At 75.6% G+C, this 15,196-nt stretch carries 12 protein-coding genes and 1 tRNA gene; 6 read left to right on the forward strand and 7 right to left on the reverse strand.

The genetic code is table 11. The features are described 5' to 3' along the window. Positions 1-46 precede the first annotated feature (46 nt). From ACRYM2_RS16370 to dnaG, 3 genes are all read right to left on the reverse strand, one after another. Positions 47-754, reverse strand: coding sequence for an HNH endonuclease family protein (locus ACRYM2_RS16370; protein ID WP_432523499.1), 708 nt, complete (start codon positions 752-754; stop codon positions 47-49). 64 nt (positions 755-818) lie between these two features. Beyond that, positions 819-891 (reverse strand) — tRNA-Asn (locus tag ACRYM2_RS16375). Positions 892-1,018: 127 nt separating this feature from the next. Then, positions 1,019-2,917 carry a DNA primase gene (gene dnaG, locus ACRYM2_RS16380; RefSeq protein ID WP_432523500.1) on the reverse strand — a complete coding sequence of 633 codons (1,899 nt, stop codon included), beginning with the start codon at positions 2,915-2,917 and terminating at the stop codon, positions 1,019-1,021. An 86-nt stretch (positions 2,918-3,003) separates the two neighbouring features. Between dnaG and ACRYM2_RS16385 the strand changes: the two genes are divergently transcribed. The 3 genes from ACRYM2_RS16385 to ACRYM2_RS16395 all read left to right on the forward strand — a co-directional run bounded on the left by ACRYM2_RS16385 (position 3,004) and on the right by ACRYM2_RS16395 (position 5,851). After that, the gene (locus ACRYM2_RS16385; RefSeq protein WP_432523501.1) at positions 3,004-4,329 is read left to right on the forward strand and encodes an O-acetylhomoserine aminocarboxypropyltransferase/cysteine synthase family protein; all 1,326 of its coding nucleotides are present in this window, start codon (positions 3,004-3,006) and stop codon (positions 4,327-4,329) included. Further along, complete coding sequence (locus ACRYM2_RS16390; RefSeq protein WP_432523502.1) at positions 4,326-4,934, forward strand: CoA-binding protein; 609 nt, start codon at positions 4,326-4,328, stop codon at positions 4,932-4,934. Before ACRYM2_RS16385 ends, ACRYM2_RS16390 begins: the two co-directional genes overlap by 4 nt. A 146-nt stretch (positions 4,935-5,080) precedes the next feature. Further along, on the forward strand, positions 5,081-5,851 hold the full coding sequence (locus ACRYM2_RS16395) for a DUF4190 domain-containing protein (protein ID WP_432523503.1): 771 nt from the start codon (positions 5,081-5,083) through the stop codon (positions 5,849-5,851). Here ACRYM2_RS16395 and ACRYM2_RS16400 read toward each other — a convergent pair. The 4 genes from ACRYM2_RS16400 to ACRYM2_RS16415 form a co-directional block, all read right to left on the reverse strand. After that, entirely contained in the window at positions 5,838-7,091 is a 1,254-nt protein-coding gene (locus ACRYM2_RS16400) for a deoxyguanosinetriphosphate triphosphohydrolase (protein ID WP_432523504.1), read from the reverse strand. The two genes, ACRYM2_RS16395 and ACRYM2_RS16400, sit on opposite strands and share 14 nt — an antisense overlap. Continuing rightward, the gene (gene dusB, locus ACRYM2_RS16405; RefSeq protein ID WP_432523505.1) at positions 7,088-8,272 is read right to left on the reverse strand and encodes a tRNA dihydrouridine synthase DusB; all 1,185 of its coding nucleotides are present in this window, start codon (positions 8,270-8,272) and stop codon (positions 7,088-7,090) included. The genes ACRYM2_RS16400 and dusB overlap by 4 nt, the downstream gene beginning before the upstream one ends. 82 nt (positions 8,273-8,354) lie before the next feature. Continuing rightward, complete coding sequence (locus ACRYM2_RS16410; RefSeq protein WP_432523506.1) at positions 8,355-9,470, reverse strand: benzoate/H(+) symporter BenE family transporter; 1,116 nt, start codon at positions 9,468-9,470, stop codon at positions 8,355-8,357. Positions 9,471-9,592: 122 nt separating this feature from the next. Beyond that, entirely contained in the window at positions 9,593-10,984 is a 1,392-nt protein-coding gene (locus ACRYM2_RS16415; protein ID WP_432523507.1) for a glycine--tRNA ligase, read from the reverse strand. A gap of 252 nt (positions 10,985-11,236) precedes the next feature. Here ACRYM2_RS16415 and ACRYM2_RS16420 point away from each other — a divergent pair, with 252 nt between their 5' ends. The 3 genes from ACRYM2_RS16420 (at position 11,237) to ppc (ending at position 15,156) form a co-directional block, all read left to right on the forward strand. Further along, positions 11,237-11,671, forward strand: coding sequence for a Fur family transcriptional regulator (locus tag ACRYM2_RS16420; RefSeq protein ID WP_432523508.1), 435 nt, complete (start codon positions 11,237-11,239; stop codon positions 11,669-11,671). Between the two features lie 173 nt (positions 11,672-11,844). Next, positions 11,845-12,123 carry an HU family DNA-binding protein gene (locus ACRYM2_RS16425; protein ID WP_432523509.1) on the forward strand — a complete coding sequence of 93 codons (279 nt, stop codon included), beginning with the start codon at positions 11,845-11,847 and terminating at the stop codon, positions 12,121-12,123. Between the two features lie 213 nt (positions 12,124-12,336). Further along, on the forward strand, positions 12,337-15,156 hold the full coding sequence (gene ppc, locus ACRYM2_RS16430; protein ID WP_432523510.1) for a phosphoenolpyruvate carboxylase: 2,820 nt from the start codon (positions 12,337-12,339) through the stop codon (positions 15,154-15,156). Positions 15,157-15,196: the final 40 nt, after the last annotated feature.

Here is a 15,196-nt window from a genome sequence, read left to right on the forward strand (position 1 = left end):
CCCATGCTCGCCGGTGCCCGCCGGGCGCGTGCAGCCGGTCCGCCCGTCAGGGTGTCCAGGCGTCCCCGGTGGGCAGCGGCTCGCCCGGGCAGCCGGCGAGGACGTCGGCCATGGCGGCGTGCTCGGCGGGGGTGACCCACAGCCCCCACTCGCGCTTCACGGCGACCTGGCGGGCAACGTAGGCGCACTCCCCGCGCGGTGGCAGCCACTGCGAGGCGTCGTCGTCGCCCTTGGCGGAGTTCAGCGGGCCGTCGACGGCGAGCAGCTCGAGGGGGTCGTTGGCGAAGCGGACGAGCTCGTCCTCGTCGAGGTCGGCGGCGCCGGTGCGCCAGGCGGCGGCGAGCGCGACGACGTGGTCGACCTGGACGTCGGCGCTGGTAGCGGCGCCGCGCCGGAAGGCGATGACCTCCCCGGAGTAGGGGTCCTCCAGGGTGCCGGCGAGGACGGTGCAGCCGTCCTCGCCGAGGCGGACCTCGCGCAGGTCGCGGCGCAGCACGTCGTCGCGGGTGCGGCAGCCGTTGCCGTCGGTGTCGACCCAGCTCTCGCCGAAGCGGGTGCGCTGGTAGTCCTCGCCGGTCTCGGCGGGGCGGACGGGCAGCTGCGCGAGGGCCTGCGCGGCACTGCCCGCCGCGGGCGCGGGCCGCGGCTGCGGGTCGGCGCGCAGGACGCGCCAGGCGAGGACGGCCAGGACGAGCAGCAGCAGCGGGACGAGCACGGCGGCGATCGCGGGGACAGCGCTGCGACGCCCCTGCACCGCACCTCCGAGCCGCCACGGACGAGCGGAGGGGGCGTGCGATCCGCACGCCCCCTCCGAGCAGCTCCCGCAGTTGGACTCGAACCAACAACCTGCCGGTTAACAGCCGGCTGCTCTGCCAATTGAGCTATGCGGGACCACATCTCGTGACCGCCGGTCACGACTGCTCCAACCGTACCAGCCCCGCGGACCGCTCCGCGCACCACGCACGTCACGCGCGCCGCGCGGCGGCCGCGCGCCCACCACGCGCCCGCCGCCCGCCCGTCACGCGCCCTGGGCGCGCTCCTGCCAGGCGCGGCGCGCGGCCTCCAGGCGGAACAGCTCCGCCGACGCCTGCCGGTACTCCGCCGCCTGGCCGGCGGGGTCGAGCCGCTGCAGGGCGCGGCGGACCTCCGCCACGGCCCGCGTCGCCGCCTGGCCGGCCAGGGCCGCCACGAGCGAGCGGCCCCAGCGCTCCAGGTCCTCCTCGCTGCTCACCGGCAGGTCGAGGGCGGCGAGCTCGTCGACGAGGGCGGCCACCGGGCCCTCGGCGTAGTCCAGGACGGCCGCGACCCACGCGGGCCCCTGCGGCGCCTCCAGCGGGCCGCCGGCCGCGGTGACGGCGTCGTGCACGGCGCGGTGGGCGGGCGCGGTGAAGGCGTCGGCGTCCAGGGCGTCGGCGACGTCGGCCACCGCCCACGGCGCCTGCAGCACGCAGGCCAGCACCTGCCGCTCCAGCTGGGCGACGGGGTCGCGCGGGTCGGTGCGCGGCAGCGCGACCGTCGGGCGCTGCGGCCGGCGGGCGTCCTCGCGCGGGGCCGGCCCGCTCGCGCCGGTGCGCCCGCCCGCGTGCGAGCGCACCCGCTCCAGCACGAAGCGCTCGTCGAGGAAGCCCGTCCAGCGGTCCAGGTTGATCGCGTAGCGCTGCTGCAGACCGCGGTCGCGGATGCCGGCGACGATGGGCGCGGCCGCGTCCAGGGCGGCCAGCCGGCCCGCCTCGGAGTCCAGGTCGAAGCGCTCCAGGGTGGAGCGGATGGCGAACTCGAACAGCGGCACCCGGCCGTCGACGAGGGCGGCGACGGCCGCGTCCCCGGCCGACAGCCGCAGCTCGCACGGGTCCTGGCCGCTGGGCGCCACGGCCACGTAGGTCTGCGCGGTGAAGCGCTGGTCCAGCTCGTAGGCCTTCAGCGCGGCCTTCTGCCCGGCCGCGTCGCCGTCGAAGGTGAAGACGACCTCGCTGGAGCCGTCGGCCTCGCCGAGCATGCGCTGCACGGTGCGGGCGTGCTCCTCGCCGAAGGCCGTGCCGCAGGTGGCCACGGCCGTGGTGACCCCGGCCAGGTGGCAGGCCATGACGTCGGTGTAGCCCTCGACGACGACGACGCGCTTGGTGCGGGAGATGTCGCGCTTGGCCAGGTCGAGGCCGTAGAGGGCCTGCGACTTCTTGTAGACCGGCGTCTCCGGGGAGTTGAGGTACTTCGCCTCGATGCGGTCGTCGTCGAACAGCCGCCGCGCGCCGAAGGCGACGGTGTGGCCGCCGACGTCGCGGATGGGCCACACCAGCCGGCCGCGGAAGCGGTCGTACAGGCCCCGCTGCCCGCGCCCGGCCAGGCCGGAGACGACGAGCTCCTCCTCGCCGAAGCCCTTGGCGCGCAGCTGGCGCAGCAGCGCGTCACCGCCCGCGGGGGCGAAGCCGACGCCGAAGCGGGCCGCGTCGGCGCGGGTGAAGCCGCGCTCGGCCAGGAAGGTGCGCGCGGCCTCGGCGGGGCCCGGCGCCTCCAGCTGCGCGCTGTAGAAGGCCTCGGCGACCGTGTGCATCTCCAGCAGCCGCTGGCGCTGGCCGAGGTTGCTCGCGGGCCGCTGCGCGCTGCGCCCGCCGTCGTCGACGTAGCGCAGCTGGACGCCGGCGCGGGCGGCGAGCTGCTCGACGGCGTCGGTGAAGGTCAGGCCGTCCAGGCGCATGAGGAACTCGATGGCGTCCCCGGACTCCCCGCAGCCGAAGCAGCGCCAGCGGCCGGTGGCCGGGCGGACGGTGAAGCTGGGGGTGCGCTCGTCGTGGAAGGGGCACAGCCCCTTGGAGGAGCCGATGCCGCCGGAGCGCAGCTCGACGCGCTCGCCGACGACCTCGTCCAGGCGCACGCGCTCCTTGACGGCCAGGAGGTCGTCTGGATGGATGCGCCCGGCCACGGCTGGAGTCTAGGCCCGCCCGCGCCGGTGCTCCCGCGTCGGCGGGGGCCGGCAGGAGGGTGGCAGGAGGGTGGCAGGATCGCCCCGTGAGCAGTCCCGAGCGCGCCGACCGCAGCAGCCCCGCCGACCGCAGCTGGGGCTTCCGCACCCGCGCCGTCCACGCCGGCGCGGTGCCGGAGCCGACGACGGGGGCGCGGGCCGTGCCGATCTTCCAGACGACGAGCTTCGTCTTCGAGGACGCCGCGGACGCCGCCAACCTCTTCGCGCTGCAGAAGTACGGCAACATCTACTCGCGCATCTCCAACCCCACCGTCGCCGCGCTGGAGGAGCGCATGGCCTCGCTGGAGGGCGGCCTGGGCGCGGTGGCGTGCGCCAGCGGGCAGTCCGCGGAGTTCCTGGTCTTCGCCGCGCTGGCGGGTGCGGGCGACCACGTCGTCGCCTCGAACAACCTCTACGGCGGCACCGTCACCCAGCTGGACGTGACGCTGCGCCGCTTCGGCGTCGACACCGTGTTCGTCGCCCCCGAGCCCGAGGCGGTCCGCGCCGCGATCACCGAGCGCACGCGGTTCGTCTTCACCGAGCTCGTCGCGAACCCCTCGACCGTGGTCGCCGACGTCAGGGCGCTGGCCGACGTCGCCCACGAGGCGGGCATCCCGCTGATCGTCGACGCGACGACGGCCACCCCCTACCTGTGCCGCCCCATCGAGCACGGCGCGGACATCGTCATCCACTCGGCCACGAAGTTCCTCGGCGGGCACGGCACGACGCTCGGCGGGGTCGTCGTCGACGCCGGCACCTTCCCCTGGGACAACGGGAAGTTCCCGGCGATGACCGAGCCGGTCGCCTCCTACGGCGGCCTGAGCTGGTGGGGCAACTTCGCCGAGTACGGCTTCCTCACCAAGCTGCGCAGCGAGCAGCTGCGCGACATCGGCGCGACCCTGGCCCCGCACTCGGCGTTCCTGCTGCTGCTGGGCGTGGAGACGCTGCCGCAGCGCATGCGCGAGCACGTCGCCAACGCCCGGCGGGTGGCGCAGTGGCTGGAGGCCGACGAGCGGGTCAGCTGGGTGCGCTACTCGGGCCTGCCCAGCCACCCGCACCACGAGCTCGCGCAGCGCTACCTGCCCGAGGGCCCCGGTGCGGTCTTCTCCTTCGGGGTGGTGGGCGGCCGGGCGGCGGGCGAGCGCTTCATCGAGGCCTGCCAGCTGTGCTCGCACCTGGCCAACATCGGCGACGCGCGCACCCTGGTGCTGCACCCGGCCTCCACGACGCACCAGCAGCTGTCCCCCGACCAGCTCACCGCGGCGGGGGTGCCCGAGGACCTCGTGCGGATCAGCGTGGGTCTGGAGGACGTCGAGGACGTCCTGTGGGACCTGGACCAGGCGCTCGCAGCGGCCGTGGAGGGAGAGCGATGAGCGAGGGCACCACCGGCACCGGCGCCCCGGTCGGCGCCATCGGGGACACGGGCACCGCGGCCGCGCAGCCGGCCGCGCAGGCGCCCCCGGCCACGGGCAGCAAGGACGCCCCGCCCGTGCACGAGGTCCGCGGCTGGTCGCCGCCCTCCCCCGGCGAGCGGTTGCGGATCCTGCGGCGCTCGCGCACCGTCGCGATCCTCGGCGCCTCGAACAAGCCCTCCCGCGCCTCGTACTTCGTGGCGACCTACCTGCTCTCCAGCTCCGACTTCGAGGTGTGGTTCGTCAACCCGAACGAGCGCGAGGTCCTCGGCCGCCCGTGCTACCCCTCGCTGGCGGAGCTGCCGGGGGTCCCCGACCTCGTCGACGTCTTCCGCCGGCCCGCCGAGCTGGGCGCGGTCCTCGACGAGGTCATCGCGGTCGGCGCGCCGGTGATGTGGATGCAGCTGGGCCTGGCCGACGAGGAGGTCGCCCGCCGCGGCCAGGAGGCCGGGGTGAGCGTGGTGATGAACCGCTGCCTGAAGATCGAGCACGCGCGCTTCCACGGCGGGCTGCACTTCGCGGGTTTCGACACCGGGGTGATCTCCGCCAAGCGCGGGGCGCGCTGAGCGGTGCCCCCCGGCGGTGGGGGGCGTCGAGCGGGCCGCCGCCACCGGGGCCCGGGCGCTGACCCGAGGGCGGTCGCGGGACGGCCGTCCTCGGCCGGTGGAAAATCCCGGCGCCGACCGCGGGCGGCTGCCTACGCTGCCCGCCCGTGACCTCCTCCGACCAGCTCGCCGCACCGGGCACCGTCACCGTGCACCCGCGTCCCACCGACGGCCTGGCCGTCGCCGCCCTCGTGACCTCGCTCGTCGGGGGCTCCCTCGTCTCGATCGTGCTGGGCGTCCTCGCGCTGCGCCGCACCGCCCGCTCGGGCGCCGGTGGCCGCGGCCTGGCCGTCGCCGGCGTCGTGCTGGGAGCGGTGCAGGTGGTGGCCGGTCTCGCGATCGCCGTCGCGACCGTGCTGCTCGGCGTCGGGATCAGCCTGTCCGCGGGTTCCTCGGGTTCCGCGGGTTCCGCGGGTTCGGCGCAGGACGGCGCGACGGCGCGCACCCCGGCGGACGGCGGGGGTACCGGCGCGGACGGCGCGGACGGCGGGGTCGGCAGCGCGCTCGCCATCGACACGCTGCTGGCCGGGGACTGCTTCGACGAGTCCGCGTCCTCGATGGACACCGGCAGCGTCAGCCTCGCGGACTGCGCCGTGCCGCACACCGCCGAGGTCGTCCAGGTGCACCCGCTCGACGCGGTGTTCGGCGACGACTACCCGGGGCGGCAGGCGCTGGCCGACGAGGCCGAGGAGCACTGCTCCCAGGCGGTCGGCCAGGCCGTCGCGGGCTCCGGCCTGGACGGCGAGGGCCTGGAGTACACGTACTACTACCCCACCGAGGCGAACTGGCAGGCGGGCAGCCGGCTCGTGCAGTGCAACCTGACGAGCGCCTCCGGGCTGGTGGGCTCGCTGACCGCGGGGACGCTCAGCGCCTGGTGAGGCGCTGGTGCCAGCCCAGCGCCGAGACGTCGGTGAGCGAGGCGACCTGGTCGACGACGACCCGCAACCGGGCGGCGTCGTCGGCCGCGGCCGCGTGGTCCTCGCGGAACGGCGGTTCCAGCACCTCGGGGGCGTGGCGGACGAGCTCGGCGAGCAGTTCGTGCAGCAGCTCGCGCTGGCGGGCGTAGAAGGGCTGGCGCTCCTGGGCGCTCATGACGAACGTGGCCGCCACGCCCTTGAGGACGGCGACCTCCAGCGCCGTCTCCGGCGGGACGACGACGTCGGCGGCGTAGCGGGTGAGCGGGCCCGGGCCGTAGCGCTCGCGGGTGGCGTGCTCGGCGGCGTTGGCGAACCGGCCGATGAGCTGGCTGGTCATGTCCTTGAGCGCGGCCAGATGGCGGCGCCCGCCGAACACCTCCCCGGGCTGCTCCACGGCCCAGAACGGCGAGGAGGACAACCGCTGCAGCGCAGCGCTGACGGCCTCGTCGGTGGCGTCGGGCACGTACCAGTCGCGCACCTGCGCGGCGACCCGCGCGCGGGTCTCGGCGGAGGCCAGCCAGTCCAGGCGCACGTGCCCGGCCACGACGGCGTCCTCGACGTCGTGGACGCAGTACGCGACGTCGTCGGCGAAGTCCATGACCTGCGCCTCCACGCACGGGCGGTCGCGCGGTGCGCCGTCGCGCAGCCAGTCGAACACCTCCGCGTCGTCGGCGTAGGCCCCGAACTTCGTGGTGGCGCGCGGGGCGGCGCCGTGCAGCCAGGGGTACTTGGTGGAGGCGTCCAGGCTGGCGCGGGTGAGGTTGAGCCCGACGGGCGTGCCGTCCGGGCGCGTGCTCTTGGGCTCCAGCCGCGTGAGCAGCCGCAGGGTCTGGGCGTTGCCCTCGAAGCCCCCGATGCCGGCGGCGGCCTCGGCCAGCGCCCGCTCGCCGTTGTGGCCGAACGGCGGGTGGCCGAGGTCGTGCGCGAGGCAGGCGGTGTCCACGACGTCCGGGTCGCAGCCGAGCACGGCGCCGAGCTCGCGGCCGACCTGGGCGACCTCCAGGGAGTGCGTCAGCCTGTTGCGCACGAAGTCGTCGGTGCCCGGGCCCACCACCTGCGTCTTGGCCGCCAGCCGGCGCAGCGCCGAGGAGTGCAGGACGCGCGCGCGGTCGCGGGCGAAGGCGGTGCGGCTGTGCGTCTTGGGCGGTTCGGGCGCCCAGCGCTCCAGGTCGGCCGCGGCGTAGCCGGCCGGTGTGCTCATCCGCCGGACACCGACAGCTCGGCCTGGCGGACCATCTCGGCGGCGACGCCGGTGAGCTCCTGGCTGTCGAGCCAGCCCTCCGGCAGCGCGACGCGGCTCTGCGGGGAACCCGCCCGCCCGCGCGAGCCCTCGGCGGCCTCGCCCGGGTAGGGCTGGTCGAGGTCGAGGTCGGCGATGAGCTCGTCGAGGGCCGCCAGGGTGTCGACGAGGGCGAGGCGGGCCCGCATGTCCCCGCCGACGGCGTAGCCCTTGAGGTACCAGGAGACGTGCTTGCGGATGTCGCGGCAACCGCGCAGCTCGTCCTCGTAGAACTCGACGAGCAGCTCGGCGTGCCGGCGCATGACCGCGGTGACGTGCCGCAGGCCGGGCCGCACCCGCTCGTCGCGGCCGGCGAAACCCGCTTCGAGGTCGGTGAACAGCCAGGGCCGGCCCAGGCAGCCGCGGCCGACGACGACGCCGTCGCAGCCGGTGCGGCGCACCATCTCCAGCGCGTCCTCGGCGCTCCAGACGTCGCCGTTGCCGAGCACGGGGATCGTGGTGACGGTCTCCTTGAGCCGGGCGATCGCCTCCCAGTCGGCGTGCCCGGAGTAGTGCTGCGAGGCCGTGCGCCCGTGCAGGGCGACGGCCGCGGCACCCTCCTGCTCGGCGGTCCGGCCGGCCTGCAGGTAGGTGAGGTGGTCGTCGTCGATGCCCTTGCGCATCTTCACCGTCAGCGGGACGCCGCCCTTGGCGGCCTCCCGGACCGCGCCGTGCACGATCTGGCGGAACAGGTCCGCCTTCCACGGCAGCGCCGAGCCGCCGCCCTTGCGGGTCACCTTGGGCACGGGGCAGCCGAAGTTGAGGTCGACGTGGTCGGCGAGGTCCTCGGCGACGATCATCTCGACGGCCTTGGCGACCGTGACCGGGTCGACGCCGTACAGCTGCAGGCTGCGGGGGCGCTCGTCGGGGCCGAACCCGATGAGCCGCATCGTCTCGGGCGTGCGCTCGACGAGGGCGCGGGAGGTGATCATCTCGCTGACGTAGAAGCCCTCGCCGTGCTCGCGGCACAGCTGCCGGTAGGCGGCGTTGGTGATGCCGGCCATCGGCGCGAGGACCACGGGCGTGGCCGAGACGTGCGGCCCGATGCGCAGCGGCGCGACGGGGGCGCTCGTCGGGGGTGCCGTCAGGGTGGGTGCGCTCACCCTCCCATTGTGAGGGCCCGCGCGGGTGCCGGGCAGCCGGCGGGTGGGTGGGGGCCCGGGCGGCCCCTCCCGGGAGCGGGCCTCAGGGGACGGGCGCCGCGCCGAGGTGGCGTCCACGGCGCGACGGGCGGGCGAGGGCGAACAGCCCCAGCCCGGCGAGCAGCCCCCAGAACGCGCTGCCCACCCCGGCCGGGCTGACCCCGGAGGCGACGACCGCGAACGTGGCCGCCGCCGTCAGCCGCTGCTGCGGCTGCTCCAGGGCGGAGACGAGGCCACCGGCGAAGGAGTCCAGCAGCGCCAGCCCGGCGACGGCCTCGACGAGGACGGGGCTGGTGCCCCCGACGAACCCGGCCACGGGCGTGGCCAGCAGGCCCAGCAGCAGGTAGGCCGCCCCGCCGCCGACCGCGGCGATCCAGCGCCGCCCGGGGTCGCGCGCCGCCCCCGGGCCGGCGATGATCCCGGCCGCCAGGGCGGACAGGTTCACCGCGTGACCGCCGAAGGGCGCCGCGAGCAGCGTGCCGACCCCCGAGCCGGCCAGCACCCGGCCCACCGGCAGGTCCCGGTGGCCCAGGGTGTGCAGCACCGCCAGGCCGGGCACGTTCTGGCCCGCCATCGTCACCACGTACAGCGGCACGCCCAGCGAGACCAGCACGAACGGGTCCAGCGCGGGCAGCACCGGCACCAGCCGCGGCAGCCACTCCGGCGCGGGCGCGGTCTGCACTGAGAGCGCCGTGCCGGCCAGCGCGACGAGCATCGCCGCCGGCACCGCCCACCCCGAGCCCGTGCGGCGCAGCAGCAGCCAGACCGCGACGACCGCCAGCGCCGCGAGCGGCTGCTCGCGCACGGCGTCCACCGGTGCCAGGCACAGCGGCAGCAGCACCCCGGCCAGCAGCGCACCGGAGACGGGCACCGGCACCCTGCGCACGAGCGCGGCCAGCCGCGGCCAGCAGCCGGTGACCACCAGCAGCAGCCCGCACAGCGCGAACGCGCCGACCGCCGCCGCGAAGGAACCGGTGCGCCCCTGCGCGGCGACGAGCAGCGCCGCGCCGGGCGTGGACCACACGAACGACAGCGGCCGGCGGGTGCGCCAGGACAGCAGGCACGCCAGGGCGCCCTGCACCAGGCACAGCACGAGCAGACCCGACGCCGCCTGCGCCGGGGTGGCGCCGACGGCGCTGAGCCCGGCCAGCACGAGCACGAACGAGCTGGCGAAACCCGTCAGGGCCGCGACGCACCCGGCGACGAGCGGGCGCGCCAGCCCCTCGCGCGCTCCGCCGCCCGCGGGGGGCTGGTGCGCGGCGAGCGGGTACGCCGGGCGGCTCAGGCCCCGACCAGGCGCGCACCGAGCCAGGCGGTCACCTGGCTGAGGCCGACGCGCTCCTGCGCCATGCTGTCGCGCTCGCGGATCGTGACGGCCTGGTCCTCGAGGGTGTCGAAGTCGACGGTGATGCAGTACGGCGTGCCGACCTCGTCGTGGCGGCGGTAGCGGCGGCCGATGGCCCCGGCGTCGTCGAACTCGACGTTCCAGCTCCTGCGCAGCTCCGCGGCCAGGTCGCGCGCCTTCGGGGACAGCTGCTCGTTGCGCGAGAGCGGGAAGACGGCGGCCTTGACGGGGGCCAGGCGGTGGTCCAGGCGCAGCACGGTGCGCTTGTCGACACCGCCCTTGGTGTTGGGCGCCTCGTCCTCGGTGTAGGCGTCGACGAGGAAGGCCATGAGCGAGCGGGTCAGGCCGGCCGCGGGCTCAATGACGTAGGGCGTCCAGCGCTCGCCCTTGGTCTGGTCGAAGTACGACAGGTCGACGCCGGACTCCTTGGAGTGCGTCGACAGGTCGTAGTCGGTGCGGTTGGCGATGCCCTCCAGCTCGCCCCACTCCGAGCCGGTGAAGCCGAAGCGGTACTCGATGTCGACGGTCCGCTTGGAGTAGTGCGACAGCTTCTCCTGCGGGTGCTCGAAGAAGCGCAGGTTGCCGGGGTCGATGCCCAGGCCCACGTACCAGGACATCCGCTCCTGCAGCCAGTACTCGTGCCACTGCTCGTCGGTGCCGGGCTCGACGAAGTACTCCATCTCCATCTGCTCGAACTCGCGGGTGCGGAAGATGAAGTTGCCGGGGGTGATCTCGTTGCGGAAGCTCTTGCCGATCTGGCCGATGCCGAACGGCGGCTTCTTGCGCGCCGAGCCCATGACGTTGGCGAAGTTCACGAAGATGCCCTGGGCGGTCTCCGGGCGCAGGTAGTGCAGGCCCTCCTCGTTGTCCACCGGGCCCAGGTAGGTCTTCATGAGGCCGGAGAACTCGCGCGGCTCGGTCCACTGCCCGCGCACCCCGGTGTCGGGGTCGGGGACGTCGGCCAGGCCGTTGACCGGCGGGTGGCCGTGCTTGGCCTCGTAGGCCTCCAGCAGGTGGTCGGCGCGGTAGCGCTTGTGCGTGACCAGGGACTCCACCAGCGGGTCGGTGAAGACGGCCACGTGGCCCGAGGCCTCCCACACGCGCCGCGGCAGGATGACCGAGGAGTCCAGGCCCACGACGTCGTCGCGCGAGGAGACCGTCGCCCGCCACCACTGGCGCTTGATGTTCTCCTTCAGCTCCACCCCGAGCGGACCGTAGTCCCAGGCGGAGCGGGTGCCCCCGTAGATCTCGCCCGACGGGAAGACGAAACCCCGGCGCTTGGCGAGGTTGACGACGGGGTCGAGGCGCGAGGAGGGCGAGGCGGCCACGCGGGTGCTCCTGTCCGGCTGGGTGTCGGCGGCGCGCCCGCCGGGAGCGGCGGGCGGAGCCGCCAGGTTACGCGCTGAGCGGAGCGGCCCGTCGAGCGGACGACCCCGGCGGGGCGGAGCCGTAGGCTGACCCGGCCGCGGGGCGGACCCGGCGGCGAGAGCGACGACGAGACCCGACGAGACCCGACGACGAGCCCGAGGACGCGCCCGGCGACCAGCCCGGCCCGCGCGGGCGCGAGGGAAGGAGCAGCCGTGACCACCCCGGCCCGCCGGTCCACCAAGCAGCGCTCCGCGGTCTCCGCCGTCCTGGACGAGGCCGACGCGTTCCTGTCGGCGCAGGACCTGCACGCCAAGCTGCGCGAGCGCGGCGACAGCGTCGGGCTGGCCACCGTCTACCGCGCGCTGCAGGCGCTGGCCGAGGACGGCGACGTCGACGTGCTGCGCACCGACGACGGCGAGGCCGTGTACCGCCGCTGCAGCACCGGCCACCACCACCACCTGGTGTGCCGCCTGTGCGGGCGCACGGTCGAGGTCGAGGGCCCGGCCGTCGAGGCCTGGGCCCGGCGCGTGGGCGCCGACCACGGCTTCACCCGGGTGCAGCACGTCGTGGAGGTCTTCGGCGTCTGCGGGCCGTGCAGCGCCCGGCAGGAGCAGGCCGAGCGGGACGGGCAGCGGGCCGAGGGCTGAGGGCGCGGGCGGCCGGGCCGGGCCGGACGCCGCCGTCGGCGGGTGTCCGGAGGCGCTGTTAGCGTCTCCGGCGGCCGACGACGCACCGTCGATCGCCACGTGCCGAGCACGTGCCGTGACCACGGGTAACGTCGGCGGCCACCGTCCCACCGCCCGAGCACCTGGAGGAGCCCGTGAACCGATCCGAACTCGTCACCGCCGTCGCCGAGCGCAGCGGACTGACGCAGACCGACGCCGACGCCGTCCTCAGCGCCTTCGGCGACGTCCTCGTCGAGGCCGTCGCCAAGGGCGAGCCGGTCAAGCTGCCCGGCCTGATGACCGTCGAGCGCGTCGAGCGCGCCGCCCGCACCGGCCGCAACCCCCGCACCGGGGAGACGCTGGAGATCGCCGCGTCCTTCGGCGCGAAGCTGACCGCCGGCTCCAAGCTCAAGGCCGCCGCCGCCGGCGACTGACCGGCGCGACCGACCGGCGCAGCCGACCGGCGCAGCGCCCACCGCCTCGCCTCCCCCGCCCGCGCCAGGCACCCCGCCGCCCCCGGTTTCGCCGTCGGGCGCGGACGCGCAAGACTGCCCCCGTCGCCCGGCGGAGGGCGAACGGCAGCAGACGGACGTGCACGTGGAGTCAGCGTCGACCCTCGAGCACCGGCAGGGAGGCGAGGCGAGCCCGTGAGCACGTACACGCAGGTGGCCAGGGACGGCACCCGGGACGGTGGGGGCGGAGGGCAGGCCCTCACCCTGGACGGGGTCTCCTCCGACGAGGGCCACGCCGCGCTGCGGGCCTCGGTGCGCCGCCTGGGCGAGCTGCTCGGGGAGTCGCTGACCCGCCACGAGGGCGCCGAGCTGCTCGACCTCGTCGAGCAGGTGCGGGCGCTGGCCCGCGAACCCGACGACGGCGCCGAGCTGGCCCGGCTGCTGTCCGGCGTCGACGACGCCACGGCCATCGTGCTGGCGCGGGCGTTCACCGCCTACTTCCAGCTGGCCAACGCCTCCGAGCAGCTGCACCGCGGCCTGGAGCTCACCCGCTCCAGCGGCGGGCTGTCGGCCGCCCTGGAGCGCCTGTCCAGCGCCGTGGACGCCGGCGAGCTGGACGTGGCCACCACCAACGAGGTGCTGGGCCGGCTGCAGCTGCGCCCGGTCTTCACCGCCCACCCGACCGAGTCCAGCCGCCGCTCGGTGCTGGACCTGCTGCTGCGCATCACGAGCATCGTCGAGGCCTCGGAGGACCCCCAGCAGCGCCCGGCCGACGCCGCGCGCGGCCAGCGCCGCCTCGCGGAGCTGGTGGACCTGCTGTGGCAGACCGACGAGCTGCGCGTGGAGCGCCCGCGACCGGCCGACGAGGCCCGCTCGGCGCTGCACTACCTGCGCAACCTCACCTCCCAGGTGCTGCCGGACCTGCTGGAGGACCTGGACACCGGGCTGCGCTCGGCCGGCCTGGAGCTGCCCGCCGACGCCCAGCCGCTGCGCTTCGGCAGCTGGGTCGGCGGCGACCGGGACGGCAACCCCAACGTCACCCCCGAGGTGACGCTGGAGGTGCTCGGCATGCAGCACGAGGCGGCCATCGACGTGCTGGTGGCGGCCACGCGCGACCTGCTCACCGAGCTGGCGGCCTCCACCCAGGTCGTCGGGTTCTCCGAGGAGCTGCTCGCCTCGCTGCGCGAGGACGCCCTGGCGCTGCCCGAGGTGCACGGCGCCCGCGCCCACCTCAACGGCGAGGAGCCGTACCGCTTCAAGCTCTCCTACGTCCTGGCCCGCCTGGAGGGGACGAGGGCGCGGCTGCGCTCGGGCGCCGAGCACGTCCCCGGCCGCGACTACACCGGGGTCGAGGAGTTCACCGCCGAGATCCGCATGATCGAGGAGTCGCTGCGCCGCAACGACGGCGACCTCGTCGCCGACGGCGCCGTGGCGCGCCTGCTGCGGGTGGTGCGGGCCGTCGGGTTCGGGCTGGCGACGCTGGACGTGCGCGAGCACGCCGGCCGCCACCACGCGGCGCTGGCCGCGATCTACGACCGCCTCGGCGAGCTCATCACCCCCTACGCCGACCTGGACCGCAGCGCCCGCACCAAGCTGCTGTCCAAGGAGCTGTCCGGGCACCGGCCCCTCATCGGCGCCGCCGTGCGCACCCTCACCGGTGCCCCGGCGCAGGTGGTGCAGCTGTTCTCCACCATCCGCGAGGCGCTGGACCGCTACGGCGACGACGCGATCGAGACCTACATCGTCTCGATGACGCAGGGCATCGACGACCTCTTCGCCGTCGTCGTGCTGGCCCGCGAGGTCGGCCTCGTCGACCTGTCGGAGGGCCGGGACGTCGCGCGCATCGGCTTCGCGCCGCTGTTCGAGACGGTCACCGAGCTGGAGGCCGCCGAGGAGCTGCTCGAGGGGCTGCTGAGCGACCCCTCCTACCGCCGCGTCGTGGCCGCCCGCGGCGACGTGCAGGAGATCATGCTCGGCTACTCCGACTCCTCCAAGGACGCCGGCATCGCCGCCTCCCGCTGGCAGATCCACCGCGCCCAGCGCGCGCTGCGCGACGTCGCCGCCCGCCACGGGGTCACCCTGCGCCTCTTCCACGGCCGCGGCGGTTCCGTCGGCCGCGGCGGCGGCCCGACCGGCGAGGCGATCCTCGCCCAGCCCTACGGCACCCTCGACGGGCCCATCAAGGTCACCGAGCAGGGCGAGGTGATCTCCGACAAGTACGTCCAGCCGCGGCTGGCGCGCCACAACCTCGAGGTCGCGCTGTCGGCGGCGCTGGAGGCCTCCACGCTGCACCGCACCTCCTCGCAGCCGCGCGACGTGCTCGACGTGTGGGACGCCACGATGGACCTCGTGGCCGCCAAGGGCCAGGAGGCCTACCGGGCCCTGGTGCGCGACCCGGGCCTGGTGCCGTTCTTCCTCACCGCCACCCCGGTGGAGGAGCTCGGCAACCTCAACATCGGCTCGCGGCCCTCGCGCCGCCCCGGCGGGACCGGCGGCCTGGAGGACCTGCGGGCCATCCCGTGGGTGTTCGGCTGGACGCAGAGCCGGATCAACGTCCCCGGCTGGTTCGGCGTCGGCTCCGGCCTGCGGGCCGCGCGCCAGGCGGGCCGCGCGGACGCGCTGCGCGAGATGTTCGCCGACTGGGCGTTCTTCCGCAGCTTCGTCTCCAACGTGCAGATGACGCTGGCCAAGACCGACCTGGGCATCGCCGCGCACTACGTCGAGGAGCTCGTGGCCCCCGGCGACCGCGGCGCCTTCGAGGTGATCCGCGCCGAGCACGCCCGCACGCTGGAGGAGGTGCTGCTGCTCACCGGCCAGGACGAGCTGCTGCAGTCCGCGCCGGTGCTCAAGCGCACGCTGGAGCTGCGCGACGCCTACCTGGCCCCGCTGCACGCGCTGCAGGTCTCGCTGCTGGCCCGCTCGCGCGCCAGCGGCGAGGCGGTCGACCCGGCGCTGCGCCGGGCGCTGCTGCTGACGATCAACGGGATCGCCGCCGGGATGCGCAACACCGGCTGAGGACCTCGCACCGGGCGGGTGCGCTGCGCCGCAGCGCACC

The sequence above is a fragment of the Kineococcus aridisoli genome (genome assembly GCF_050871885.1).
Lineage (GTDB): Bacteria > Actinomycetota > Actinomycetes > Actinomycetales > Kineococcaceae > Kineococcus.